We start from the raw sequence: 21,886 nt of genomic DNA, 5'->3' as shown, positions 1-21,886 counted from the left end.
GTCGGTTAGAGCCTTTTTAGTTATTTTTAGTCGGTATCTGTTGATAGTGATGGGCGCACTTGAAGTGCTAATAAGTACCTTGCAATACAGTTTGAACTGGAAAAATATTTATTGTCAGTCGCTGAACTTATTTTGTTTGAGGTTGTTGTCGGCTTGTTTATGTGGATTGCAGCACAACTCCAATAAATCAGGCTTGACACGCTACCGGGTACTTATCCATTGACGGACCGCGCTATGAAGATTCTGGTAACGGGTGGTGCTGGCTATATCGGCTCGCACACCACACTTGCACTGCTTGAAGCAGGTTATGAAGTTGTCGTACTGGATAATCTTTGTAACAGCAGCGATGCGGCACTGCACGCCGTTGAAGCCATCTGCGGCAAGAGCGCGCAGATGATTCGTGGCGACGTCTGCGATCGCGCCTTGCTCGACCGGATTTTCCGCGAGCACAGCATTGAAGCCGTCCTGCATTTCGCCGGGCTGAAAGCGGTGGGCGAGAGCGTGCGCAAGCCGCTTGAGTACTACGAAACCAACGTCAGCGGCAGCATCACGCTGTGTCAGGCGATGGCAGCGGCGGGGGTGTTCCGGCTGGTGTTCAGCTCGTCAGCGACGGTGTATGGCGAGCCTGAGCAGATGCCGATTCGCGAGGATTTCCCCACGGGCACGCCGACCAATCCTTACGGCCAGTCGAAACTGATCGTCGAAAACGTGCTGCGCGACCTGTGTCAGTCCGAGCCGCGCTGGAGCATCGCCTTGCTGCGCTACTTCAACCCGATTGGTGCGCACGACAGCGGGCATATGGGCGAAGACCCCAATGGCATCCCCAACAATCTACTGCCTTACATCAGCCAGGTCGCGGTGGGCAGCCTGCAAGAGCTGTCGATCTTTGGCGATGATTATCCAACCGTGGACGGCACCGGCGTGCGCGATTACATCCATGTCGTCGATCTGGCGGACGGCCATTTAAAGGCGTTGCAGGCGATCAGCGGGCGCACCGGCATCCACACCTGGAATCTCGGCACTGGCGATGGCTACAGCGTGTTGCAAGTCCTGCGCGCCTTCGAACAGGCTTGCGGGCAGCCGGTGCCGTATCGAGTGATGCCGCGACGTTCCGGGGATATCGCCGAGAGTTGGGCGGATGCTTCCAAGGCGGCGCGAGAACTCGGCTGGACGGCCACGCGCAACTTGCAGGACATGGTCACCGATACTTGGCGCTGGCAGTCGAATCATCCCAAAGGCTATCTGCAATGATGGCCATTTAGTCCAATGTTATTTTCAGTCAGGTTGTTAGATTACGTCGGGAAATTACACTGGCAATGCCTTTTGCAAGTCCGTAGATATAAACCTGCCGTTCGACTTTTATCAGTTGGGTAAGACTGTGAAAGAACAACGGATCTTGTTCGCGCTTTTTGCGGGCTTGAACTCTACCACCGCTAACACAGACCGGTTTTTTAACAGGTCGAATGTTAGAAAGGAGTTGATATGAAGAAAGTGATGGCAATTGCCCTGTTGACGATGTTGAGCAACTGGGCTGCCGCTGCTGAAGCGCCGCTGACAGCGGTAACCAATGTAGGTGGCAATGTAGCGGCTTCTCAAGCGCCTGCAGCCAGTACTGCAATGGTTGCCAGTGCTGTAGCGGCGTCCAACAGTGGTGGCAGTGCCAACGGCGGTACCACCGGTACGACGGGTACCACCGGTACAACCGGCACGCATAACTAACAGGAAGTTCTGTTAGTGCAGTACAAGGTCGCCCGACGCAAGTCGGGTGACTTTGTTTTTGGATTCGCCCTTGAATAGCGTAGTGCCATTATGACTCGTAGTGTTTATCTTTTAATGTTGGCAAGTCTCGCTTTGCAAGGTTGCATGTTTTCCCCCGGTCAGTATCTGAGCACCGGCAGCATCACTCGCCAAGGCGCCAGTGAAAGCAGCCGGGTCGAGCTGATCCCGATCACCCCCAAACTGATCTCCATGAACCGTGCCACGCAAAAGCGTGAGTCAGTGCCTGCGGAACTGTTGGCGACACCCGCCGAATACCGCATCGGCAACAACGATGTTCTGTACATCACCGTGTGGGATCACCCGGAGCTGACGGCCCCGTCCGGCGCGCAGCAACAGATCGATGCCAACGGCCGCCTGGTGCGCTCCGATGGCACGCTCTATTACCCGTTCATCAAGGAAGTCCAGGCCACCGGCCGGACCATCCAGCAACTGCGCTCTGACATTGAACAGCGGCTGTCGGCGTTCATCGCCGAGCCGCAAGTGGATGTCGCGGTGTTGCGTTTCGCCAGTCAGAAAGTCGTGGTCACCGGCGCGGTGACCAAGGCTGGTCCACAAGCGATTTCGACCAATCCGCTGAGCGTCGTCGAAGCCTTGGGGTCGGCCGGCATCGACACCAATAACGCCGATTTGTCCGGACTGCTGCTGACCCGCAAGGGACGGGTTTATCCGCTGAACCTGGACTCGCTCAACCAACCGGATTCCGAGTTGCAGAACGTCTACCTCAAGGGCGGCGATCAGCTGTACCTGCCATACAACGACAACAAGCGCATCTATGTGATGGGCGAAGTCAACCAGCCGCGTGCATTGAGCTTCAAGACGGCGACGATGAACCTGTCCGACGTACTCGGTTCGGTCGGTGGCTTGAGCCAGACCACTTCCAATGGCAATGCGGTGTACGTGATTCGCGGTGTGGAAAACCTCGATGTCGAGCCGGCGAAAATCTATCAACTGGAAGCCGAATCGCCGACCGCCATGGCGCTCGCTTCGCACTTCGAAGTGCGTCCTCAGGACGTCGTCTATGTCGGGCCTGCCAACGTGACTCGCTGGAACCGCTTCATCAGTCAGTTGGTGCCGTCGGCATCGATTGTCGGTACAGGCGCTTCCGCTGCGAAGAACTGGAGCGAATTCAGTAACAACAGCAAATAAGGTTGCCGACTTTGAACATCTTGAAAGTTGGCGTCTGCCTGATGGCGGCCTCGTTGCTCTGTGGCTGTAACCCGTTGATGAGCGCTTCGTTGAACAACCTGAAGGCAGCGGTCGTCGGCCCGGATGAGGCGGACGTGACGGCGGCCGAAGTGGCTGCGGTCAACTACCCGCAACTGAAACTGACCACGCCGTCCGGTTCCGGTGTGCTCGCGCTGATGCGCGAGCGCGAGGATCTGCAGTTCTGGGTCGCTTCCGGCAAACAGGTATTGCTCCTGCGCGATGGCCTCGCCGTACGCAGTGTCGGCCTCGGGCTGGAAGGCGATCTGGATGGCACGCGGCTGGCCGATGACGCGCCGTTCAAGCAAGGCCTGCATCGGGTCGCCGATGGTTTCACCACGCGGCGCTGGATCGATCTGTACAAGGGCCAGGAAGTCGGGGTGATCGTCAACAGTCGTTTCTCCCGGCGATCGGAACAAACCCTGCAGATTCTCGACAAGCAATACACCGTGCTGCGTGTCGATGAACAGATTGACGCGCCGGCCATCGGCTTGAACGCGACGAATCGTTACTGGGTCGATCCGCGTGACGGTTTCATCTTGCAGAGCGAGCAGCAACTGACTTCGCAACTGCGCGTGAAAATTGTGCAACTGACTCCTGATCGCAGGCACCTGCCGTGACGCGCCGGGGTTTGCTATCGGCGTGCCTGATGTTGATCGCTGGCATGAGCCACGCAGCCGTCACTGTCACCGGTGACGTGGCCAACCCGGGGCCTGTTGAACTGCCGCCGGGCGGGCGTTTGCTCGATGTGATCAGCGTCGCGGTGCCGAATGCCGAAGGCTATTGGCTGGCTGGCGGATTGCTGCGTCAGTCGCTGGTTGAGGAGCAGACACGGCTGAAGGTCGGCGTGCTGTTCGATCTGGACGTGCTGCAGCGCATGTCGATGCTTTTCGACCGGCCGAGTCGTGCGGCGCTGGCGCAGCGCATGGCTGAAGAAGTGCGGCAGATGCCGGTCACCGGACGGCAGATCGCCGATCTCGATCCGGTCGCACTGGAAGTCGGCTTTGCACGCAACATTCGTCTCGGCGATGGTGATCGCCTGATCTACCCGAAACGCGTCGATGAAGTGCAAGTAATCGGTGCCGTCGCCGAGCCGTGCCACTTGCCGTATCAGCCGTTGCTGGAGGCGCGTGAATACCTGCAAGGCTGCACAATTCTGAGTGACGCCGAGGCCGATTACCTGTGGCTGATCCAGCCCGACGGCGCTTCGCAGCGCGTCGGCATTGCCCACTGGAATCGCGAGAGCGGGCACTTTCCAGTGGCTGGCAGCAAGATTCTGGTGCCGGTTAAAAATGATGATCTTGATCCGCCTATCCCTGAGCTGAATCAGCAGTTGGCTGAATTTATTGCCACGCAGCTGGCCGAGGTGGTTCGTTGAAGTTACGTTTTGCAGCTGTGTTGTTATTGCCGTGTGGTTTGGCTCATGCAGAGCCGCGCATTACCCAGAATGACTTCGGTGGCACCGGTCTGTTGCAGACGCCAACGGCGCGCATGGCCCCGGCCGGCGAGTTGAGCGTCAACGCCAACCGCACCGAACCGTACAGTCGCTACAGCGTTTCGTTGCAGCCGCTGGACTGGCTTGAAGGCTCGTTTCGCTACACCGCGATCACCAACCGGCCGTACGGCTCGGAGGCCCTGAGCGGTAGTCAAAGCTATAAGGACAAGGCGGTCGATGCCAAAGTCCGACTCTGGCAGGAAAGCCATTGGGCGCCGGAAGTGGCGCTGGGCTTCCGAGATATCGGTGGTACGGGTTTGTTCGCCAGTGAGTTTTTCGTCGCCAACAAGCGCTATGACAATTTCGATTTCAGCGCGGGGATTGCCTGGGGCTACATCGGTAATCGTGGCGACATCGATAACCCGCTGGGCTATCTGGATGATCGCTTCAAGACCCGCCCGGCAGTGGAAGGCACCGGTGACGTCAACGCCGGTTCATATTTTCGTGGACGGCCTTCGTTTTTCGGCGGTGTGAGCTATCAGACGCCGTGGGATCGCCTGAGTCTGAAACTCGAATTCGATGGCAACGATTACAAGCACGAGCCGAAGGACAACGAGATCAAGCAGGACTCGCCGATCAACCTCGGCGCGGTGTTCAAGGTCACCGATTCGATCGACCTCAGCGCAGCGTGGGAACGCGGCAACACGGCGATGTTTGGTGTGACGTTGCATACCAATTTCGTCAGCCGCAAGGCGCCGGCCAAGACCTACGACCCAACGCCAGAACCACTGCCGGCGAAGGCGCCGACCGCGTCGATGGAACAGGTCGATTGGGCCAACGTATCGCAGCGTTTGCAGCAGAACGCCGGCTATAAAGTCGAGCGTATTGCCCAGCGTGATTCCGAGCTGATCGTCTATGGCGAGCAGCAGCGATACTTCCATTCTTCGAAGGCAGTCGGGCGTGCGAGCCGGATTCTCGACAACAGCGTCAATGACGATATCGACTGGTTCACTGTGGTCAACAAGCGCTATGACTTGCCGCTGGAAGAAACCAGTGTGCCGCGCCAGACTTTCCGCGAAGTGATCAACAACGAGGAACCGCTGCAGTCGTTGCACCGCACCACCGAGATCAACCCGGCGATGCCGCACAACGAGAAAACCCTCTACACCGAAGCGCCGCAGCATTTCAGTTATGGCGTCGGGCTGGGCTTCAAACAGAACGTCGGCGGTCCGGATGGTTTGCTCTATCAATTCACTGCCGATGCGGACGCCGAATATCGCTTCAATCGCAACACCTGGTGGAACGGTTTGCTCAGCGCCAACCTGGTGAACAACTTCGACAAATTCACCTACGATGCGCCGAGCGGTTTGCCGCGCGTGCGCACGGATTTGCGTCAGTACCTGACCACGTCCAACACGACGATGCCGCTGTTCCAGGTCAGCCATGCCGAGCAGTTGGATAAAGACCTGTATGGCATGGTTTACGGCGGCTATCTGGAGTCGATGTTTGCCGGTGTGGGCGGCGAGGTGTTGTTCCGTCCGACGGGCGAGCGCTGGTCGGTGGGCGCGGATATCAACTGGGTGCGCCAGCGTGATTTCGATCAGGGTTTTGCCCTGCGTGATTACTCGGTGGTGACCGGGCATATCACCGGGTATACGGATTTGCCGTTCGATACGTTGGCGGCTGTCAGCGTCGGTCGTTATCTGGCCGGGGATTGGGGTGGCACGTTGGATATCTCGCGGGAGTTTTTCAACGGTGTGCGCTTTGGCGCGTGGGCGACGATCACCACCGCGAGCAGTGCCGAGTATGGCGAGGGTAGTTTCGACAAAGGTCTCTACCTGTCGATTCCGTTCGACGAAATGATGAGCATGTCGACCATGCGCCGCGCCAACCTGGTCTGGGCGCCGCTGACCCGTGACGGTGGTGCACGACTCAACCGCAGCTTCCAGCTGCACTCGATGACCGATAGCCGGGAAGGGGACATGTTCTACCGCAACTTCGAGAAAATCACCGAGTAAGCGCTGATCCCACGACCCCCGCATAACCCGTGGGAGCAAAGCTTGCTCGCGATAGCGCCAGACCAGCCGACATCCCCGTTGCTGACCCACCGCCATCGCGAGCAGGCTCACTCCTACAGGGGTTATGTGCCGAGCCACAGATCCACTGCCACACCCAGATCCCTGTGGGAGATTCTCCCACAATGTTTTGTGTCCATCCCGCTCCCTGTGCGCAACCCCATTCCTCTGTGGGAGCGAGCCTGCTCGCGAAGGCGTCAGAACGGCCGACATCGTCTTTGCCTGGCCCACCGCGATCGCGAGCAGGCTCGCACCTACAGGGGTTATGTGTTGAGCCACAGATCCACTGCCAACCACCAAATCCCACGCACAAAAAAGGGGACTTTCGTCCCCTTGCGGTGTGTAGCGTCGAGCCTCAGTAAATATCCTTCGACAGCAACGTAAACGGTGTCTTCACCAGGATCTTCAGATCCAGCCACAACGACCAGCTGTTGATGTACTGCAGGTCAATCTCCACACGCTTCTGCATCTTGTCGAGGGTGTCCGTCTCACCGCGGCAGCCGCTGATTTGTGCGAGCCCGGTGATGCCCGGCTTAATCCGGTGGCGCGCCATATAGGCGAGGATTTTCCCCGAGTAGAAATGGTTGTGCGCGACAGCGTGCGGGCGCGGGCCAACCAGGGCCATATGCCCTTGCAGCACGTTGAACAATTGCGGCAACTCGTCCAGTGAAGTGCGACGGATAAAGCGCCCGACCGATGTAATGCGCGAGTCATTGCGGCTGGCCTGTTTCACATCGCGGTCATCGTGCACGCTCATCGAGCGAAACTTCCAGACCTTGATCACCTTGCCGTTCCAGCCATGGCGATCCTGCTTGAAGAACACCGGGCCAGGCGAGTTGAATTTCACCGCCAGAGCGATGATCAACAGGATCGGACTCAGCGCGATGATCGCCAGCAACGCTACGGTTTTCTCCACCAGACTCTTGCTCAAGGCAGCGGTCGGGCGACTGGTCAGCGGGCTCTCGTTCAAGTAGATCGCCGGCAGGCCATCCACGACTTTTACCGAGTGATTGAGCAGCGTCAGCGCGTTCAGATCCGGTACCCAGACCACATCGACGTTGGCCCCGAGCAAATCGACATACATCGCTTCGATTTTCGCCGCTTCGCACAGTGGCAGGGTGATGTACAAACGGCGGATGTCGTGTGCTTCGATCAGCTCCAGCAACTGTTCCTGAGCGCCGACTACGCGCGGTGCATCTTTACCTAGCGCGGACACGTCGCCGTTGCTGACCAGACCCACCAGCGGCAGATTCTCCAGCTGGCTGAGCTTCTTCGCCAGACCCAACGCCAGTTCACCGGTGCCGACAATCAGCGTCTTGTGCTCACTTTTGCGCGAGCGCTGATAGAACTTCGAAAACGCATGCAGCGGCGCATACAAAAACGCCTGGCCGAGGAAGCCATACACCGCCCAGCTCAGGATCACCTGCCGCGAAAACAGCTCATCGGCCTGGCAGACAAACGCGATGCAAGCCAGCGCTGCCATGGTCATCGACCAACCCATGAACAGCCGGCCCAGCCCGGTCAGGTAGTTGTCACGCTTGCGATAAACACCGCTGAACGTATACGCCGGCACCGAAGCCAGCACCGCCAGCGTTGCACACATACGGTAGTAAAACGCGACCGTCCCGGTGTGCTGCTCGGCGAGGATAAACAACAGCGTTACAACAAAGCCCTGCGCCAGCGCCCATTGGCCCCAAAAGGTCAGTCCCTTGAGGCCTGCGCTTCGATTGATACTAAGAGAAAGATCCATACGATATCCCCAAAAGACGTCCATTCAGGTTTCAACAGTTGAAAGCCGAGTTGTTATGCAGACTTATTGTTTTTGTTCTAGCGAGTGTCTTGAGATAACAACATCGATATGCCGAACTGTCGTCAGTCAATAGACTAAGTTATCGACGGGAATGGTGTCTGACGAGTTCTAACAAGATGGCACAGTGCCAACTTTTTAATAATTAAATAGAAGAGTGTTAGAAAAGGTCGCAGAGCGGGGGGTGAATAAGTGTTGTCGTATTTGTTACTGTTGGAGGGGTGGAGGCAGGGAGTTTCTATTATCAAAGGGAGGTGAACCCAAACAGAGTGCTCTTGTTGTTTTTGTAATCGCACTTGAATCTGTTTGTTTTGTTCGGTGTCGGCTGCGTGTTTACGCGACGATTTCCTGAATGAGGCAATAACCGCGATTTCTTACGGCACGAAACAGGCGCTCGCCATTACTGGCGCTTTTGAATTTGTCCTGCAGGCGACTCAGGCACATTTCCAGGCCGCGGTATTGCTCCGGCTCTCGACCGATACTGAGGATCAACTCGTCTCGGCTGACAACGCGCTCTTCATGATTGAGCATTTTCCTGACCAAAGCTGTTTCCAGGCCAGTCAGACTGATCTCGATACCGTCCTTGACCAGTGCACCTTGATCATTGTCGAGATGCCAGGTTTCGCTGCAAGGCAGATCGCCTTCAATGGCCGGTGGCATATTGCTGCTTTCGCCGGTCAGTGCCGGGATACTTTGAAAAGGATTGGCGGTTTGCGCTGCCAGCCATTCGGACTCAAGAGTCGCGAGAATTCGCTGGGTGTCATATTCAATGCTGCGAGCAACATTCTTTCGACTAACGCTTGGATATGTGAACTCCATCACCATTGGCGCGGAGGAGGGCGACGCAACACCTTCAGAGTTGCCAAACGAATTGAAGCGTTCGCTGGCGAGGATACTCTCGAGTTCACGTTGCGACGTTGTGCTGTGAGTCACGACAACAAAATATTTCCTTGGGAGGGTTGTACTAGTTTCCATGTCTCTCTCCTAAATACACACCAAAATTGGCTAAAAGATAAATCGGCAGGCGAGCAATGACTTCCTTGGAAGTAATCGATAGGCAGGGTCTGGGCCCAATAATGGCCCTCGATAAATTCCACTCGAACTGCTGCTATGTTATGGAGTTTTATTTTTATGGGTCGTGTTGCCGCGCTCATTCAATTGCTTGATTTCTAATAGGCGTGAGATGCAGATAGAACGATATGGTTGCATTGGACGATCCTTCGTACGTTGCAAAAGGGATTGGCTGCCCGTGACTCAGGCAGTCGATATCAGACCCCGCAGCAGGCGATAGCCATAGCCGCGAATGCTCTGAATCGCGTTTGTACCATACATGTCCTTGATTTTTCCACGCAAGCGGCTGATCGATTTTTCCAGCGCTCGAGGGTCGTAGAAATTGCTGTTCAGGCCCATGATGCTGGCGATTTCATCATGGCTGAGAATGTGGTTGCTGGTTTGCGCAAAGGCTTCCAGGATCTTCATCTCGGCGAACGAGATGTCGAGTTTCTTGCTGGTGTCCATCAGGCAGATCCGCGTCGGATCAAGCGTGAGATTGGTATCGCGCTGCCACTCTTCACTGCTGAAGAATTCGCTGAGCAAGTCGGCGCCCTCGTCGGCAAGGGTATTGAGCTTGATACAAGCGTCCGCGCCGGCAAGATAATATTTGATCTTGTTGAAGGCGCCGCGACCGGTGATGACCGCGCAAATGATCGGTTTCAAATTACCCGAGCGCAGGTTCTGCACCAGCGCCAGATTGTCTTCAAGCGCCTGTGGATTGTCGATGACCAGGAAGATGGCCCGATAAGAGCCGCAATATTCATTTAGCTGATATGAACTAGTGTAGGAACTAGCCTCAAGTGCCATATCAGTCTGCACATGCTTGGCGACCAGCGCACTAAAATGTTCAGCCACGCCACGGGTACGACCCAGAGTGAGAACACCAGGTTCGTCATTTGTCGGGCGCGGGCTTCTAGTCGCTAAGTTCCCTGAGAGCATCATGCATTGACTCGAATTAGTGCTGACATCGGGATGTTAAAGCACCGGTTCTCATCTGTGACTGACAATTGGTAACATTTGCGCGGATTTTAGACGTGTCTCGCGAGTTTTCTAACAATAAATAAGCTTTTCAAGCTTTTAGTTGATTTTCGCGGAGCTGTGAATTAGTGATTAGATAGTGGCGATATGCAATGGTGCCACTATTTTGAGTCTATTGCGATGGCTTTGTCTATGTCCTTTTGCCACTGTCTGGCCATCTCGGGATTGTGTGATATTGATCACACTTTGTTGGTTGGGCAAGTTTTTTTCCAGGAAGGGCCTAAATATTTTCCTCTTAGTTCGTCGGCCGACGATTACTAACATGGCTTGAGTGTGGCAATTCATAAGACCTATTCTTCAAGAACAAACCAATTGTGTAACTTCAGATACTCAACCCCTGAGTGTTACTACCCGGTCGCTCATCAAGAGCGCTCTGACGGAGGATTAATGGATTTCTGGACCCTTTTCCAGGTGTTGATATTAGGTGCGGTAGAAGGTCTGACTGAATTCCTGCCAATCTCAAGTACCGGCCACCAAATCATCGTAGCCGACTTGCTCGATTTCGGCGGCGAACGCGCCATGGCGTTCAACATTATTATTCAACTGGGTGCCATTCTTGCCGTCGTCTGGGAGTTTCGAACGAAGATCTTCGATATCGTCAAAGGCCTGCCCACCCAACGCAACGCACAACGCTTCACCCTCAATCTGCTGATTGCGTTTCTGCCAGCCGTGGTACTCGGCGTACTGTTTGCTGACAAAATCCACCAATACCTGTTCAACCCGATCACCGTCGCCGTGGCATTGGTGGTGGGCGGCGTCATCATGTTGTGGGCCGAACAGCGCAATCACGTGATCAGCGTCGAGCACGTCGACGACATGCGCTGGTCCGACGCGCTGAAGATAGGTTTCGTACAATGCCTGGCGATGATTCCGGGCACCTCGCGCTCCGGCTCGACCATCATCGGCGGCCTGCTCTTCGGCCTCTCGCGCAAAGCCGCCACCGAGTTCTCGTTCTTCCTCGCCATGCCGACCATGGTCGGCGCCGCCGTCTACTCCGGCTACAAATACCGCGACCTGTTCCAGCCCAACGACCTGCCAGTCTTCGCCCTCGGCTTCGTCACCGCGTTCGTCTTCGCGATGATTGCCGTGCGTGGGCTGCTGAAGTTTATCGCCAACCACAGCTACGCCGCGTTCGCCTGGTATCGGATCGGCTTTGGTTTGTTGATTCTGGCGACGTGGCTGTTTGGCTGGGTCAACTGGACCGCAGCAGCGGCCGCCTGATCACTGGCTGCTGATCAACGCCGCAATGGCCAGATCGTTTAGCGCCGAATCCGGCGACTCTTGACGGTAGCGCTGCAAGGCCGACGTGAAATACGCGGCCTGCAGCATGCCGTCGCTGGCTAGATAGAGTCGCGCGTCTTCCTGCTCCTCGGCGGAGTAAACGCGTTTATGGCTGTCGGTCGTTTCCTGGCTAGACGAAATAGGTGCGAGGATTAAAGACACCAAAGTGAAGCCGGAAAACTGCGTCACTTCCCACGGCGTATCGGTACGGCCCATGCAAAAGCCATCGCAGTGCGCATAAACGTCGCAAGTGAAGCTGAACAAGGCGAGGAGGGTGAAACGCTTGAAAGCAGAAAAAGTAAACGCGGGCATAAACAAAAGACATCCTGTCGGTACAACAAAACAGCGGGCAACGCTCATGCGTCGCCCGCATACTCAAAATTTCAATCAACGACCTTCAAGCAACTCAGCCGCCTGATCCAGCAACGCCAGCGGATCCTTGGCCTTGTGAATATCCACCGACAACAACTGACGGAATTTCCGCGCCCCCGGGAACCCCGTGCCCAAGCCCAGCACATGGCGCGTGATGTGATGCATCGCACCACCCGCCAGCAAATGCTCGGCTATATAAGGACGCAACTGCGCCAACGCCTCAGCCCGACTGATCACCGGCGCCGAACTGCCAAACAACTGCTGATCCACCTCCGCCAGCACATACGGATTGTGATAAGCCTCACGCCCCAACATCACACCGTCGAACGTCTGCAAATGCTCATGGCAAGCCTCCATCGTCTTGATCCCGCCATTCAGCACAATCTCCAACGCCGGAAAATCCGCCTTCAGCTGCGCCGCCACGTCATAGCGCAACGGCGGAATGTCGCGATTCTCCTTCGGCGACAACCCCTCGAGAATCGCAATTCGTGCGTGCACGGTGAAACTGGTGCACCCGGCATCGCGGACGGTGCCGACGAAATCGCACAGCTCGGCGTAACTGTCCCGACCGTTGATGCCGATGCGGTGCTTTACCGTCACAGGAATCGACACCGCGTCTTGCATCGCCTTCACACAATCCGCCACCAGTTGCGGGTGACCCATCAGGCACGCGCCGATCATATTGTTCTGCACACGATCGCTGGGGCAGCCGACGTTCAGGTTTACTTCGTCGTAACCGTGTTCCTGGGCCATGCGGGCGCAGGCGGCCAGATCCAACGGAACACTACCGCCCAACTGCAGCGCGAGAGGGTGCTCGGCTTCGTTGTGACGGAGGAAACGTTCGTGATCGCCGTTGAGGAGCGCGCCGGTGGTGACCATTTCGGTGTAGAGCAGGGCGTTCTTCGATAGGAGGCGTAGGAAGAAACGGCAATGGCGGTCAGTCCAATCCATCATGGGGGCGACGGAGAAGCGGCGGGAGAGTGGGGCGGGTTGTAGAGGCATTGGGGGAATCTGGATCAGAGGGGCGAAGGTGGGAGAGTTTATCAGGAATGAGGTGGGCAGAGCTTTACGCACTGGGATTCATGTGTGCCCGGTCGATGATAGGCGGTGTTTAAGGTCGTATAAGTTGAGTGGTTTGCCCGATTGATCTATGGGGCCCAGGCGCGCTGGTCGGTCAACCCGACGATTGCGACCAAACCTGCCACAGTCCAGCGATATGCGATTTTGAAAAAGTGCACGGGCGATGGATACACGGTTTGGTGGGAGTGAGCAGAAGTGAAGCTGCACAAGGTATTGGCCATCAATGGCGCGCCGATCCGGCTGATCAAAGAAGACGTCAGGCTGGACGCTACCAGCCCCGGCCGGGCGAACTTCACAGCTCAATCCCCTGTGCAACTGAAGGGATGGTGACGCTGGATATCGGCTACAACGAGGGCGCGCTGCAAAGGTACTTCATCGGTTACATCGAGCACTGCACCGCCGCCAACGCGGTCGAACAGGTGTTGTTCTGCCGGGAGCTGGCCGCCGTGCTGGCCAACCCGCTGCCGTTGAACCTGCGTCATGTGGATCTGCGCGCCGTGCTGGCCGAGATCAGCGAACAAACCGGGCTGCGCTTTCGTGTGCCCGATCGGCCTTATGCCAACGTGAAGGCGCCTTATTTCTACAGCCTTAGTTGCCGGTTACCAGGCTATGGACAGTTTGGCCCGAGTGTTCAGCATTCCCGACTTCACCTGGCACCAGCTGGGCAACGGTGAAGTGTTCGCCGGCAGTTGGGCCGACAGTTTTTTCGGCGCACGTGCGCCGCTGCAAATCCCCACGGAGCTGTTCGACGGCTACCAGGGCAACCAGAGCGCAATGATTGCGGCCCTTCCGGGGGGGGGGCGACCAGGTGCATCGATCAACAACGGCGAGCGCGTCACCACGGTGGCGCTCACCAATGACCAGATGGCCATCCGATGGACGACGCAATCCGCCGCGCTGTAGAGCGCCAATTCCCCGAACTCACCGGAGGATATTACCTGCCACGATTTGCCCGGGTTGTCACCGTGGCCGACCGGCCCGCAGACGCGGACGCCAGACTGTGCGACGACTTCCGCCCGCATTACGCCGTGGATATTGTCGTACTCGGCCCGGATGACGAGCCAGATCCGGCCATGCCGCCGCTCACTGGTGTTCCTTTACCGCTGCCCACCGGTGGCGAGGAAATGGGCATTTACGCCTTTCCGGAGGAGGGCACGCGGGTCGTGGTGTGCTTTGCCTACGGCCTGCCAAACAAGCCCTACATTCAATCGATCTTACCGCATGGGCTGAGCATGCCGAAGGTGCCTAAAGGTGATCAGGTGTGGCAGCACAGCGAGGCCACCCAGCAGCGCGTCGACGCCGACGGCAATTGGCTGCGCCAGACCGATGTCAAGATCCGAGATCAGGCGATCGAGCGCGAAGTCGAAGCCCTCGACAACCGTGAGCAGTTCCAGAGCCACACGCAGACGATTGATGACCACTCAGCCGAGACTGTGGGTGGTGTGAAAAAGATCGAGGCGCTGGGCGCGCTCAAGCTGATGTCGGGCGGATCCGCGAGCTTGGCGGCGGTGGACGATCTGCACCAGGCTTCGGGCCGGGATCTGAATCTGGTGGTGGGTCAAAAGCACAACGCTACGGTGGGTGGCGGTATGCATGAGCGGATTGAAGGCCTGCGCCGAAGCGTGGCTGGCCAAGAGCAGCGCCTACAGGCGCCAAAAAACTGGGTCGGTTCAGAAACTGTAAATCTGTTTCACGTAATGTGCGAAATACTTGATCTACTACAGCGAATGAATGCCAAAATGTCAGCTCATACGCATATTCCGGGTTCGCCGCCAAGCCCGGAATATTCAGCGGATTTTTTGAGTAACGCAAGTGATGCCGAGTATTTGTCAGCGGCTCTCCGCAAAATTACGCTTTAATCCACCATTTTGTATTGATTGATTGACTCTCCAAGAAGTTTGTATAATTCCGGAGAGTCCAAGATAGGCCATCTTAGAAAAGCCGAGTACTCTTGTGTAACATCCATTAACGCTTTTAAATGTTCTACTGCTAAAAGTTTTGAGGCTGGCAGTTCGTCCTCGTCTATATAAGTATTGATGTGCTGCAATATTTTTGCATATCGTTTGTATACTCGTTTCCTTAGCTGTACTCTAACTACGGACTTATTGCCCGTATCATCTTCGTTGAATATTCTAGATATTAAGTCCGCGGTGCGAATTGTTTTTGGGTCTGTATCCATTGGTTCGATAATAATGTCCGAATAAGGCGTCAATGGTGGAGTGTGGCGAATCAATCTTAATACGTCGATATTAAGGTCAGTGCAGTTCAATATGTCATCATAGGTGTGTCGCTTGAAGTTATTGCAGCGTGCGCACGCATAAAATAGATTGTCCCACGCGAATTTTTTCTGTACGCAGCCCTTGTGAGCACTGAAGTGCTCTACGTTAAGGGCAAGCAGTTCCTTTGTCTCGCATATGTAGCATTTGCCATGGAAAGTTATTTCTAACGATTCAACTACATCTCTTTCGCTATAGCTTTTTTGGGCGGATAGTGAGGTGGGGATGACTTTTGGACGAGCTACATTAAACATTGCGATCGTCTCTCTTCTTTTTTAGATATCTGTTTTGGGCGATTTCATAAAACATCCTTGATTCGTCGTCCAAGGTGTCGGCATAAGGCGCTAACGTATTTAGTAGCTTTTTAGTTTCGTCAATAGATGCGTCTGGGTTGTTGCTGGAAGCAGTGAGTTCTGAAATCAAACCCTGCATTTTTTGAGATATTGGGGGGACTCCTAGAACCCCTTCGATAATATGTTCTATTGAGAAAAGAGAAACGTCTTCACATTCTTTGCCTGTAGATATGTCATATATAAGAGAGTCGTCAGTGGAACTGACGACAAAAGGAGAGTGTGTTGTTACGATGAATTGGATTCTGGGGAAGGACCGAGTGAAGAAGGGCAATATTTTTCGCTGAAGAGATATATGTAAGTGTGCGTCAAGTTCGTCGATCAATATAATGCCCGATAGGTCAGTGGGCAATATATCAAAGTACTCGCTTCTGACTAATAAATCAGCATAAATATCGAAAATGGCGAGATAGCCAGAAGAGAGGTTTTGAAAGGAATAAGGGGGGCGGCTTTCTTGCTTTAACGAAAAAGCCAATTTCTCGTCGTCAAAAACCAAATGAACGGTTTCATCTTCGAATAGAAATTTAAGGTCTTCTTCGAATTTATTAAACCAGCTCTCAATTTTTTGAGTTTTTACTAGATTGTTTTTCCGCATGGCTAATGCCATAACGATTTCCAAGTTTACTAAGTGTTGCTCTAGATTTGGGCCGAGGTTTTCTTTTCTTTTGTGCTCAGATATTTCTTGGGTGAGTGGTGACGCAGATGTGACCTTGGTTATGGCGATTTTTCGTGTTGCTTCATAATATCTAATTAGTGCCGTACCGTCCTTGGTTTTTTTTATGAATTCTGAAAGCGTATTATAGGTTGCGAATAATGGAGTGGTGTTATTTTCAATCAATTTGTTATAGTGATCGATGGTTCCTTCGAGATTAGGTTCTTTGGCCAGTCTGCGTTTAAAGTTCGCTAAGTGTTCGCGATACTCTGTCAGTTTTTCTGCATGGCCTTCAGATATGTTGCGTAGTAGCATTGTGTGTAGCGACTTAAGAAAGGATGTTTTTCCTGAACCATTTTTTCCAATTATTATCAAGTTGCGTGATTTTAGATCTATGGCGATGTCTTGATCTGTTGTTAAAACTTTTCCGAATATGTTTAGAAGAAATTTATCGCCGCTTTGGATCGCTGTTTCTGGTTCTGTCATGAGTTACACACTCCATTGCAATTAGTATTTAATAAGCTTGAGTATTAATGCTGTTGGTGTAGCTCGCAATCTAATCATTCCGCTCATCCTTACGATCCAAGATATCTAGCGCATCCCATAACTTGTGACTACTTCAGAAACATCCGGTGTGCTGAAGCCGATTGTCTCAAGTGCCGGTACAGACAGACCCAACTGCCGAGATACCTTGTTCGTGTAGCGTAACCCGTAAACCGTTGTCCCGAATTCTGAAGCAGTCGGGGGCGGATCGCCATCATCGGTGATCGGCCGAAATTTTGTCACCACCAAAAAACTTCCTGAAAAAGCACTTATTCCCCTCCCGCCGACGGGCTTCGCGTCTGTTTTTTGTGCAAACGCCGAGGGAGTTCAATCGAACCTGCAGACCAGGCGGGGCATGGGGGGCTGCAGGTGATCGGCGATTTCACAGAGTGAAAATTTTTGAAGGGAAGAAGAGGGAGGGAAACAGGGGTGGTACGCAACTGGTACGCGGGTTAGCGGCAAGGCGTTTGGGCCTTTATTTACGGAAGGTAAAAGAGGGATCAGTCCGATCCATCATCGGAGCGACGGACAGCTCTTGAAAAAGGATCGCGATACTCTGTGATGTTACACAGTATTTGGATCAATCAGCGTGCCAGAAAAGCCTTCCAAACGGAAAAAACGTGTCTGTTTAAATGAAGCCTGTTCCTGCAGTCCTCAGCCTACACCACCTTGCGCCACCCCCTACACCTAAGACAGAATCCGCCGGCTTGTGCGTCTAGCTAGCGGGTTCTATTGTTCCTAGGTCACTGAGAACCAGTGATCGGGTTTGGTAGCCCGTCTCCGTCAGAAGCACAAGACTACTGTCTTGCGAGGGCGTTTCTCGTCTTCGTTTTATGGTGGTCATGCGCGGGGCGTCTGCGGATGCGCCGGGGTTCCTGACGACCGGTCTACCAACCTGCGTATGGCCTCCACCCTTCGTTTGGTAGCGAGAGTGATGGCTCCTTTTCGTTTATCCGTCAGGAGTTACACCATGTTCAAACCAACACCGAATCCACCAGAAACCGATCCCGCATCCCCCTACGAATCCCTCGATTCGCGCAAACTCCACGAAGCCGCCGAACGCGCCCTCGATCACTATCTCCTCCCGCCCGGCCAAATCATGGCCAGCACCAACGAACCCGAGCGCATGTACTTCGCCAATCCGAAGTACGACACCGAATCCCTCCTGGCCAACGCCAGCGAAACCCTCGGTTCAGCCTCCGAAATGCTCAACAACTTCGCCGCAGCACTCGACCCCGCGCACCGCAAAACCGCGCTGGGCATTGCGCAGGTGGTGATGCTAGGTGAGTTGGCGGTGAATCAGGCGTTGGATAACGTCGAGTTGAAGGCGTAAATCCTGACCTTCGTGGCGACGGCGGTCAGTCCGTCGCCATGAGGGGAAAGCGCTGGAATCAGCCCATTTGCCCACATGGACAGAATGATGGCCATTCAGTAGCATTTCGCGCGCGCCGCGTTTAAAAACGCCGCAATTCCACGGAAGCACTGATCGCTTTCAACCTCGTCGATGAGAGTTTATGAATACTCGTAAAAATCCGCTGCAAGCGTTCGTGATGTCGTGCCTGGTGGCTGGCTGGGGTCTGGTTTATGTCGGTCGCGTTAAATGGGCGGTGCGCGTGGCAGCGCTGCTCTACGTCGGCGTAATTTTGCTTGGCGTGTGCGGAGTAACGACGACGCCAATCGGTTTGTATGTCTTCGGCATTTTTATCGTGCTGGTGAAACTGGGATCGGCGACGGCGGCAGCAATGTTGGCGCGCAAAGAAGACAGCTCGGTGGACAGTCCCAGCAGCCGTTTTCATGTGCTTTACGTGGTAGCGCTGATCATCGTTTCGTTGGTTCTGTTGGGGCCGTTGAGAGGGCCGATTCTCGGGTTCAAGACTTACTTCATTCCCTCTGGCTCGATGGTTCCGACTCTCTCGATCGGGGACTACATCGTCACCAAAACGCGTATCGACGCGCCGCAGGTTGGCGACATTGTGGTTTATCGCTACAACGGCACGGAGGCGGTCAAACGTGTCGCCGCAGTGGGTGGCGATACCTTGTCGATCGTTGACGGTAAGGTCATTCGCAACGGTGAAAACATGGGGTTGTTCTTTGCACCGCCAGAGCGCGTGAAGGATCGTCGTTATCTGCAAACGCCGCAGACGGTGATCGAGAAAGGCCACGTGTATCTGCTCGGCGATAACCGCGATAGCAGTAACGACAGCCGTTTTATGGGGCAGGTCGCCGTTGAGGACATTGTCGGTAAGGTCACCGGGATCTGGTTTTCAGAAGATCGATCGAGGATTGGCACCGTCTTTCACTGATGAGTCCAATCCTGAAGGGTGGGTTGTGGTGGCTGTTGACTTGTCCTTGAGCGAAAGTCCAAGCGCCCATCAAAAACAGTTTTTGGTATGGCCTGGAGGCTGCGGCGGTCGCCAACTATTAGCTAGCGATGGGGTCGGTCACTTTCGATAATGCCTGGAGATCTCTTTCCAAATGTATTTGTATCGAAACGTCAGCCAACGTATCAGCAGTTTGTCTATCTGCCGTCGAAAGCGGCTGTTTTCCCGGGCTTTCAAAGTCTCTGCTATGTCTGCCTTCAACTGCTCCGAGTTGAAGGCAGACCAGATCATTGGAATCACGGTTTCCAGATTCGTATGGCAAACAGGTGCGACCTCTTCGTAGAGGATTCGCTTTATCTCTTGTGGGTCGTAGTCTTCGGTTTCGCGTGCGATAAATGCGTAGTTGACCTCATTGTCGACAAACGCATCTGACAGCGCCCAATGGACGTCGAATCGCTGCTGTTCAGTCGCCGACGCCCAGTCACGTTTGACGGGGTCGATTATTCGCGGCGCCGGCTCTACCATTTCTGACTTCCATTCACGTGCTGTGCGAGTGAGAGGATATCCGCCTCGTGTTTAAGGGCTGCCGACAGCGCGGCTCTCAAGTCGGGTAATCACGCTTTGTAAGGCCGGGCGCTTGTTCTGCCATTCGTTTTTGCTAATACCGAGCAAAACCACGTCGACCCGAACCCCATCCTTCACCACGTTTTGCCGCCTCACCCCCTCAACTTCAAACCCAAACTTCTGATGCATCTTCACCACCGCCGAATTCATCGCCAGCACTTCACAATTCAGCTTCTCCAACCCCGCCACGCCAAACGCGTAATCGAGCATCCAGAACTCGACCACACTGCCCAAGCCCTTACCCTGCAACCCGACATCCAGATAAAACGCCCAATCCGCGCTCTTGTGCAAAACATTGATCGCATTCAACGAAACAACCCCCACCGCTTGCTCATCCTTGATCACCACAAACACTTGCTGGCGTGGATTGCCCTTTAACGAGTTCAGCCAGTTCGCATGTTCCTGCTCGGATATTTCGTGCGAGGTGTACATGTATTTGCGCACGTCGGGCTGGTTTCGCAGGGTGCGGACGTGGGCCTGAATGGCGGGGCTGGCGTCGGTGAGAGGGAGCAATTGCATGGGATGTCCTTGTCTGGCAGGGAGGCGATTCTGAACCCGCGCTGTCGATCCGCAAAGTTTCATGTTGCCGCGTGCGGCGCAGGCCTAGGATGTTGGCACAAGATCGTCGCTTTTCATCCTGAGGGGTATCGTGCCATGAGCGCCAATGTCGTCAAAGTGCTGTTGATTGCTGCAGCTGTATCGGTGTTGAGTGCATGTTCGGGGGCGGGTGGGCTAACGACTACGAGTTGTTTTTCCTCGGATTGTCAGTCGCCGGAAGGGCGTAGTAATGCCAATACGCTGAAGTTTGGCGGGAACAGTATTGGCAGCAGCTTGAATCAGTACAGCTCTGGCATGTTGCATGACGATTGATTGAGTTTGAGTTTGAGGCTGATGTTGGGGGCTATGGTTTTGGTTAAAAGCGGGGACTGCTGCGCAGTCCATCGGGGATGAATTCCCTCGCCACAGGTGGGTGGGCTGTTCAGGGTTGGTAGAGGCAAAAAATTTGTGTGGAAAAACAAGAAGGGCGCCCATTGCTGGCGCCCTTTTTTTCATCACACGACGTTACAGGTAGTGCTTGAAGAATCCGGCCAGTTTCTCCACGGCTGGTCCGACAAACTGTTCCTTGTCGTACAGGTCGATGTGGGTTGCGCCTTCGATCAGCACCAACTCTTTAGGCTCCATTGCTTTCTCAATGGCCATTTCGCTGAAGTAGCGGGTGTCGGCCTCGGTGCCGGCAATCATCAGCAGCGGGTGCGGCGAGATCAGATCTATGTGATCGAAGGACGAGTACGCTGCGATCCGGCCAATGCTGGTGAACACATATTTGTTCGGCGAGTGCGGATGCTGTGCCCGTGTGGTGCGGTAGTAGTCGCTGCCTTCGCGGAACAGGGTCGGGGTGTCTGCGCTGATGTCGGCGGTTTCCGGGACGATCGGGTCGATGCGCACCGGTTCGCCACGGGCTTCGCGAGTGCGTTGCTGGCCGACTTCTTCTAACAGTTGCTTGAGTTGTCCAGGGCTGCCAGTGCCGCCGAGGCCTTCGCGGTAGAGCAGACCGATGTCGGCGGCGCTGACGGTGGCGACGGCGCGAATGCGGCGTTCGGTCTGTGCTGCGAAAGGCACGTAGCCACCGGAGGCGCAGATGCCGAGGGCGCCGATGCGTTCAGGGTTGACCGAGGCGTGCTTGGCGAGGAAGTCGACGGCGCTTTTGATGTCTTCGGCGCGCACGAACGGATCTTCCAGATAACGCGGCTCACCTGCGCTTTCGCCTTGGTAGCTGGCGTCATAGGCGAGGGCGATCAGGCCTTTTTCGGCGAGCTTCTGTGCGTAGAGGCCGGCGGTCTGCTCTTTGACGCCGCCGAACGGGTGAGCGACGACGATGGCCGGGCGCTGTTCGCCGGGCTGCAAGTCGGCCGGCAGGTAAAGGTGGCCGGCGAGTTTGAGGCCGTTGCTGAGGAAGCTGACGTTGGTTTTCATGGGTGCACTCCACGGGGTAGATG

21 protein-coding genes and 1 pseudogene are annotated in these 21,886 nt (G+C 55.1%); 12 read left to right on the top strand and 10 right to left on the bottom strand.

The window, feature by feature from the left end:
- Positions 1 to 234 precede the first annotated feature (234 nt).
- From galE to C2E19_RS20030, 6 genes are all read left to right on the top strand, one after another.
- Positions 235 to 1,251, top strand: a complete 1,017-nt coding sequence (gene galE / locus C2E19_RS20055; RefSeq protein WP_129394763.1) for a UDP-glucose 4-epimerase GalE — start codon at positions 235 to 237, stop codon at positions 1,249 to 1,251.
- Positions 1,252 to 1,482: 231 nt separating this feature from the next.
- Complete coding sequence (locus tag C2E19_RS20050; RefSeq protein WP_129394762.1) at positions 1,483 to 1,719, top strand: hypothetical protein; 237 nt, start codon at positions 1,483 to 1,485, stop codon at positions 1,717 to 1,719.
- Positions 1,720 to 1,863: 144 nt separating this feature from the next.
- On the top strand, positions 1,864 to 2,925 hold the full coding sequence (locus C2E19_RS20045) for a polysaccharide biosynthesis/export family protein (protein WP_129394761.1): 1,062 nt from the start codon (positions 1,864 to 1,866) through the stop codon (positions 2,923 to 2,925).
- Positions 2,926 to 2,936: 11 nt separating this feature from the next.
- Positions 2,937 to 3,602, top strand: coding sequence for a YjbF family lipoprotein (locus C2E19_RS20040; RefSeq protein WP_129394760.1), 666 nt, complete (start codon positions 2,937 to 2,939; stop codon positions 3,600 to 3,602).
- 44 nt (positions 3,603 to 3,646) lie between these two features.
- The gene (locus C2E19_RS20035) at positions 3,647 to 4,360 is read left to right on the top strand and encodes a capsule biosynthesis GfcC family protein (protein WP_256661228.1); all 714 of its coding nucleotides are present in this window, start codon (positions 3,647 to 3,649) and stop codon (positions 4,358 to 4,360) included.
- Entirely contained in the window at positions 4,357 to 6,435 is a 2,079-nt protein-coding gene (locus tag C2E19_RS20030; protein WP_129394758.1) for a YjbH domain-containing protein, read from the top strand. The genes C2E19_RS20035 and C2E19_RS20030 overlap by 4 nt, the downstream gene beginning before the upstream one ends.
- A gap of 412 nt (positions 6,436 to 6,847) precedes the next feature.
- Here the strand turns inward: C2E19_RS20030 and C2E19_RS20025 are convergent, their stop codons facing one another.
- The 3 genes from C2E19_RS20025 to C2E19_RS20015 all read right to left on the bottom strand — a co-directional run bounded on the left by C2E19_RS20025 (position 6,848) and on the right by C2E19_RS20015 (position 10,294).
- Complete coding sequence (locus tag C2E19_RS20025; protein ID WP_129394757.1) at positions 6,848 to 8,242, bottom strand: undecaprenyl-phosphate glucose phosphotransferase; 1,395 nt, start codon at positions 8,240 to 8,242, stop codon at positions 6,848 to 6,850.
- A 390-nt stretch (positions 8,243 to 8,632) separates the two neighbouring features.
- The gene (locus C2E19_RS20020; protein ID WP_129394756.1) at positions 8,633 to 9,274 is read right to left on the bottom strand and encodes a winged helix-turn-helix domain-containing protein; all 642 of its coding nucleotides are present in this window, start codon (positions 9,272 to 9,274) and stop codon (positions 8,633 to 8,635) included.
- 279 nt (positions 9,275 to 9,553) lie between these two features.
- Positions 9,554 to 10,294, bottom strand: a complete 741-nt coding sequence (locus C2E19_RS20015) for a winged helix-turn-helix domain-containing protein (RefSeq protein ID WP_129394755.1) — start codon at positions 10,292 to 10,294, stop codon at positions 9,554 to 9,556.
- Between the two features lie 483 nt (positions 10,295 to 10,777).
- Here C2E19_RS20015 and C2E19_RS20010 point away from each other — a divergent pair, with 483 nt between their 5' ends.
- Complete coding sequence (locus C2E19_RS20010; protein WP_129394754.1) at positions 10,778 to 11,611, top strand: undecaprenyl-diphosphate phosphatase; 834 nt, start codon at positions 10,778 to 10,780, stop codon at positions 11,609 to 11,611.
- Here C2E19_RS20010 and C2E19_RS20005 read toward each other — a convergent pair whose 3' ends face one another.
- Positions 11,612 to 11,983, bottom strand: a complete 372-nt coding sequence (locus tag C2E19_RS20005; RefSeq protein ID WP_129394753.1) for a DUF2388 domain-containing protein — start codon at positions 11,981 to 11,983, stop codon at positions 11,612 to 11,614.
- 75 nt (positions 11,984 to 12,058) lie between these two features.
- On the bottom strand, positions 12,059 to 13,045 hold the full coding sequence (gene dusA / locus C2E19_RS20000; RefSeq protein WP_129394752.1) for a tRNA dihydrouridine(20/20a) synthase DusA: 987 nt from the start codon (positions 13,043 to 13,045) through the stop codon (positions 12,059 to 12,061).
- Positions 13,046 to 13,318: 273 nt separating this feature from the next.
- On the opposite strand from dusA, the pseudogene C2E19_RS19995 reads away from it, so the two are divergent.
- Positions 13,319 to 14,026: pseudogene (locus C2E19_RS19995) on the top strand (hypothetical protein).
- The gene (locus C2E19_RS19990; protein ID WP_129394751.1) at positions 13,999 to 14,982 is read left to right on the top strand and encodes a hypothetical protein; all 984 of its coding nucleotides are present in this window, start codon (positions 13,999 to 14,001) and stop codon (positions 14,980 to 14,982) included. Before C2E19_RS19995 ends, C2E19_RS19990 begins: the two are co-directional and overlap by 28 nt.
- On the opposite strand, the gene C2E19_RS19985 is transcribed toward C2E19_RS19990, so the two are convergent.
- Positions 14,979 to 15,653 (bottom strand): hypothetical protein, encoded by a 675-nt coding sequence (locus C2E19_RS19985; protein WP_129394750.1) that lies wholly within the window; start codon positions 15,651 to 15,653, stop codon positions 14,979 to 14,981. The genes C2E19_RS19990 and C2E19_RS19985 overlap by 4 nt on opposite strands.
- Positions 15,646 to 16,887, bottom strand: a complete 1,242-nt coding sequence (locus C2E19_RS19980) for an AAA family ATPase (protein WP_129394749.1) — start codon at positions 16,885 to 16,887, stop codon at positions 15,646 to 15,648. The genes C2E19_RS19985 and C2E19_RS19980 overlap by 8 nt, the downstream gene beginning before the upstream one ends.
- A 1,027-nt stretch (positions 16,888 to 17,914) precedes the next feature.
- Between C2E19_RS19980 and C2E19_RS19975 the strand changes: the two genes are divergently transcribed.
- Both C2E19_RS19975 and lepB read left to right on the top strand, forming a co-directional pair.
- Complete coding sequence (locus C2E19_RS19975) at positions 17,915 to 18,277, top strand: DUF6124 family protein (protein ID WP_129394748.1); 363 nt, start codon at positions 17,915 to 17,917, stop codon at positions 18,275 to 18,277.
- Between the two features lie 181 nt (positions 18,278 to 18,458).
- Positions 18,459 to 19,247, top strand: coding sequence for a signal peptidase I (gene lepB / locus C2E19_RS19970; protein ID WP_129394747.1), 789 nt, complete (start codon positions 18,459 to 18,461; stop codon positions 19,245 to 19,247).
- A gap of 138 nt (positions 19,248 to 19,385) precedes the next feature.
- Here the strand turns inward: lepB and C2E19_RS19965 are convergent, their stop codons facing one another.
- Together C2E19_RS19965 and pseH are read right to left on the bottom strand one after the other, a co-directional pair.
- Positions 19,386 to 19,790 carry a hypothetical protein gene (locus C2E19_RS19965; RefSeq protein WP_129394746.1) on the bottom strand — a complete coding sequence of 135 codons (405 nt, stop codon included), beginning with the start codon at positions 19,788 to 19,790 and terminating at the stop codon, positions 19,386 to 19,388.
- Between the two features lie 51 nt (positions 19,791 to 19,841).
- Positions 19,842 to 20,408: a UDP-4-amino-4,6-dideoxy-N-acetyl-beta-L-altrosamine N-acetyltransferase gene (pseH, locus tag C2E19_RS19960; protein WP_129394745.1), complete on the bottom strand. Its 567-nt coding sequence runs from the start codon at positions 20,406 to 20,408 to the stop codon at positions 19,842 to 19,844.
- 135 nt (positions 20,409 to 20,543) lie between these two features.
- Here pseH and C2E19_RS19955 point away from each other — a divergent pair, with 135 nt between their 5' ends.
- Positions 20,544 to 20,759 carry a hypothetical protein gene (locus C2E19_RS19955; RefSeq protein ID WP_129394744.1) on the top strand — a complete coding sequence of 72 codons (216 nt, stop codon included), beginning with the start codon at positions 20,544 to 20,546 and terminating at the stop codon, positions 20,757 to 20,759.
- 192 nt (positions 20,760 to 20,951) lie between these two features.
- Here the strand turns inward: C2E19_RS19955 and C2E19_RS19950 are convergent, their stop codons facing one another.
- Entirely contained in the window at positions 20,952 to 21,863 is a 912-nt protein-coding gene (locus tag C2E19_RS19950) for an alpha/beta hydrolase (protein WP_129394743.1), read from the bottom strand.
- Between the last annotated feature and the right edge of the window lie 23 nt (positions 21,864 to 21,886).

The sequence above is a fragment of the Pseudomonas sp. DTU12.3 genome, assembly GCF_004124275.1.
Lineage (GTDB): Bacteria > Pseudomonadota > Gammaproteobacteria > Pseudomonadales > Pseudomonadaceae > Aquipseudomonas > Aquipseudomonas helmanticensis.
The sequence above is the reverse complement of the archived record's forward strand: the minus strand, read 5'-3'. Positions and strand labels throughout refer to the sequence as shown.

Coding starts and splice junctions, on each gene's coding strand:
- C2E19_RS19950 (WP_129394743.1), bottom strand. CDS start 21,863: ATGAAAACCAACGTCAGCTTCCTCAGCAACGGCCTCAAACTCGCCGGC.
- pseH (WP_129394745.1), bottom strand. CDS start 20,408: ATGCAATTGCTCCCTCTCACCGACGCCAGCCCCGCCATTCAGGCCCAC.
- C2E19_RS19975 (WP_129394748.1), top strand. CDS start 17,915: ATGTTCAAACCAACACCGAATCCACCAGAAACCGATCCCGCATCCCCC.
- C2E19_RS19990 (WP_129394751.1), top strand. CDS start 13,999: ATGGACGACGCAATCCGCCGCGCTGTAGAGCGCCAATTCCCCGAACTC.
- C2E19_RS20045 (WP_129394761.1), top strand. CDS start 1,864: ATGTTTTCCCCCGGTCAGTATCTGAGCACCGGCAGCATCACTCGCCAA.
- C2E19_RS20010 (WP_129394754.1), top strand. CDS start 10,778: ATGGATTTCTGGACCCTTTTCCAGGTGTTGATATTAGGTGCGGTAGAA.
- C2E19_RS20025 (WP_129394757.1), bottom strand. CDS start 8,242: ATGGATCTTTCTCTTAGTATCAATCGAAGCGCAGGCCTCAAGGGACTG.
- C2E19_RS20015 (WP_129394755.1), bottom strand. CDS start 10,294: ATGATGCTCTCAGGGAACTTAGCGACTAGAAGCCCGCGCCCGACAAAT.
- C2E19_RS19980 (WP_129394749.1), bottom strand. CDS start 16,887: ATGACAGAACCAGAAACAGCGATCCAAAGCGGCGATAAATTTCTTCTA.
- C2E19_RS20050 (WP_129394762.1), top strand. CDS start 1,483: ATGAAGAAAGTGATGGCAATTGCCCTGTTGACGATGTTGAGCAACTGG.
- C2E19_RS20020 (WP_129394756.1), bottom strand. CDS start 9,274: ATGGAAACTAGTACAACCCTCCCAAGGAAATATTTTGTTGTCGTGACT.
- C2E19_RS19955 (WP_129394744.1), top strand. CDS start 20,544: ATGAGCGCCAATGTCGTCAAAGTGCTGTTGATTGCTGCAGCTGTATCG.
- C2E19_RS19965 (WP_129394746.1), bottom strand. CDS start 19,790: ATGGTAGAGCCGGCGCCGCGAATAATCGACCCCGTCAAACGTGACTGG.
- C2E19_RS20005 (WP_129394753.1), bottom strand. CDS start 11,983: ATGCCCGCGTTTACTTTTTCTGCTTTCAAGCGTTTCACCCTCCTCGCC.
- galE (WP_129394763.1), top strand. CDS start 235: ATGAAGATTCTGGTAACGGGTGGTGCTGGCTATATCGGCTCGCACACC.
- C2E19_RS20035 (WP_256661228.1), top strand. CDS start 3,647: ATGAGCCACGCAGCCGTCACTGTCACCGGTGACGTGGCCAACCCGGGG.
- C2E19_RS19985 (WP_129394750.1), bottom strand. CDS start 15,653: ATGTTTAATGTAGCTCGTCCAAAAGTCATCCCCACCTCACTATCCGCC.
- lepB (WP_129394747.1), top strand. CDS start 18,459: ATGAATACTCGTAAAAATCCGCTGCAAGCGTTCGTGATGTCGTGCCTG.
- dusA (WP_129394752.1), bottom strand. CDS start 13,045: ATGCCTCTACAACCCGCCCCACTCTCCCGCCGCTTCTCCGTCGCCCCC.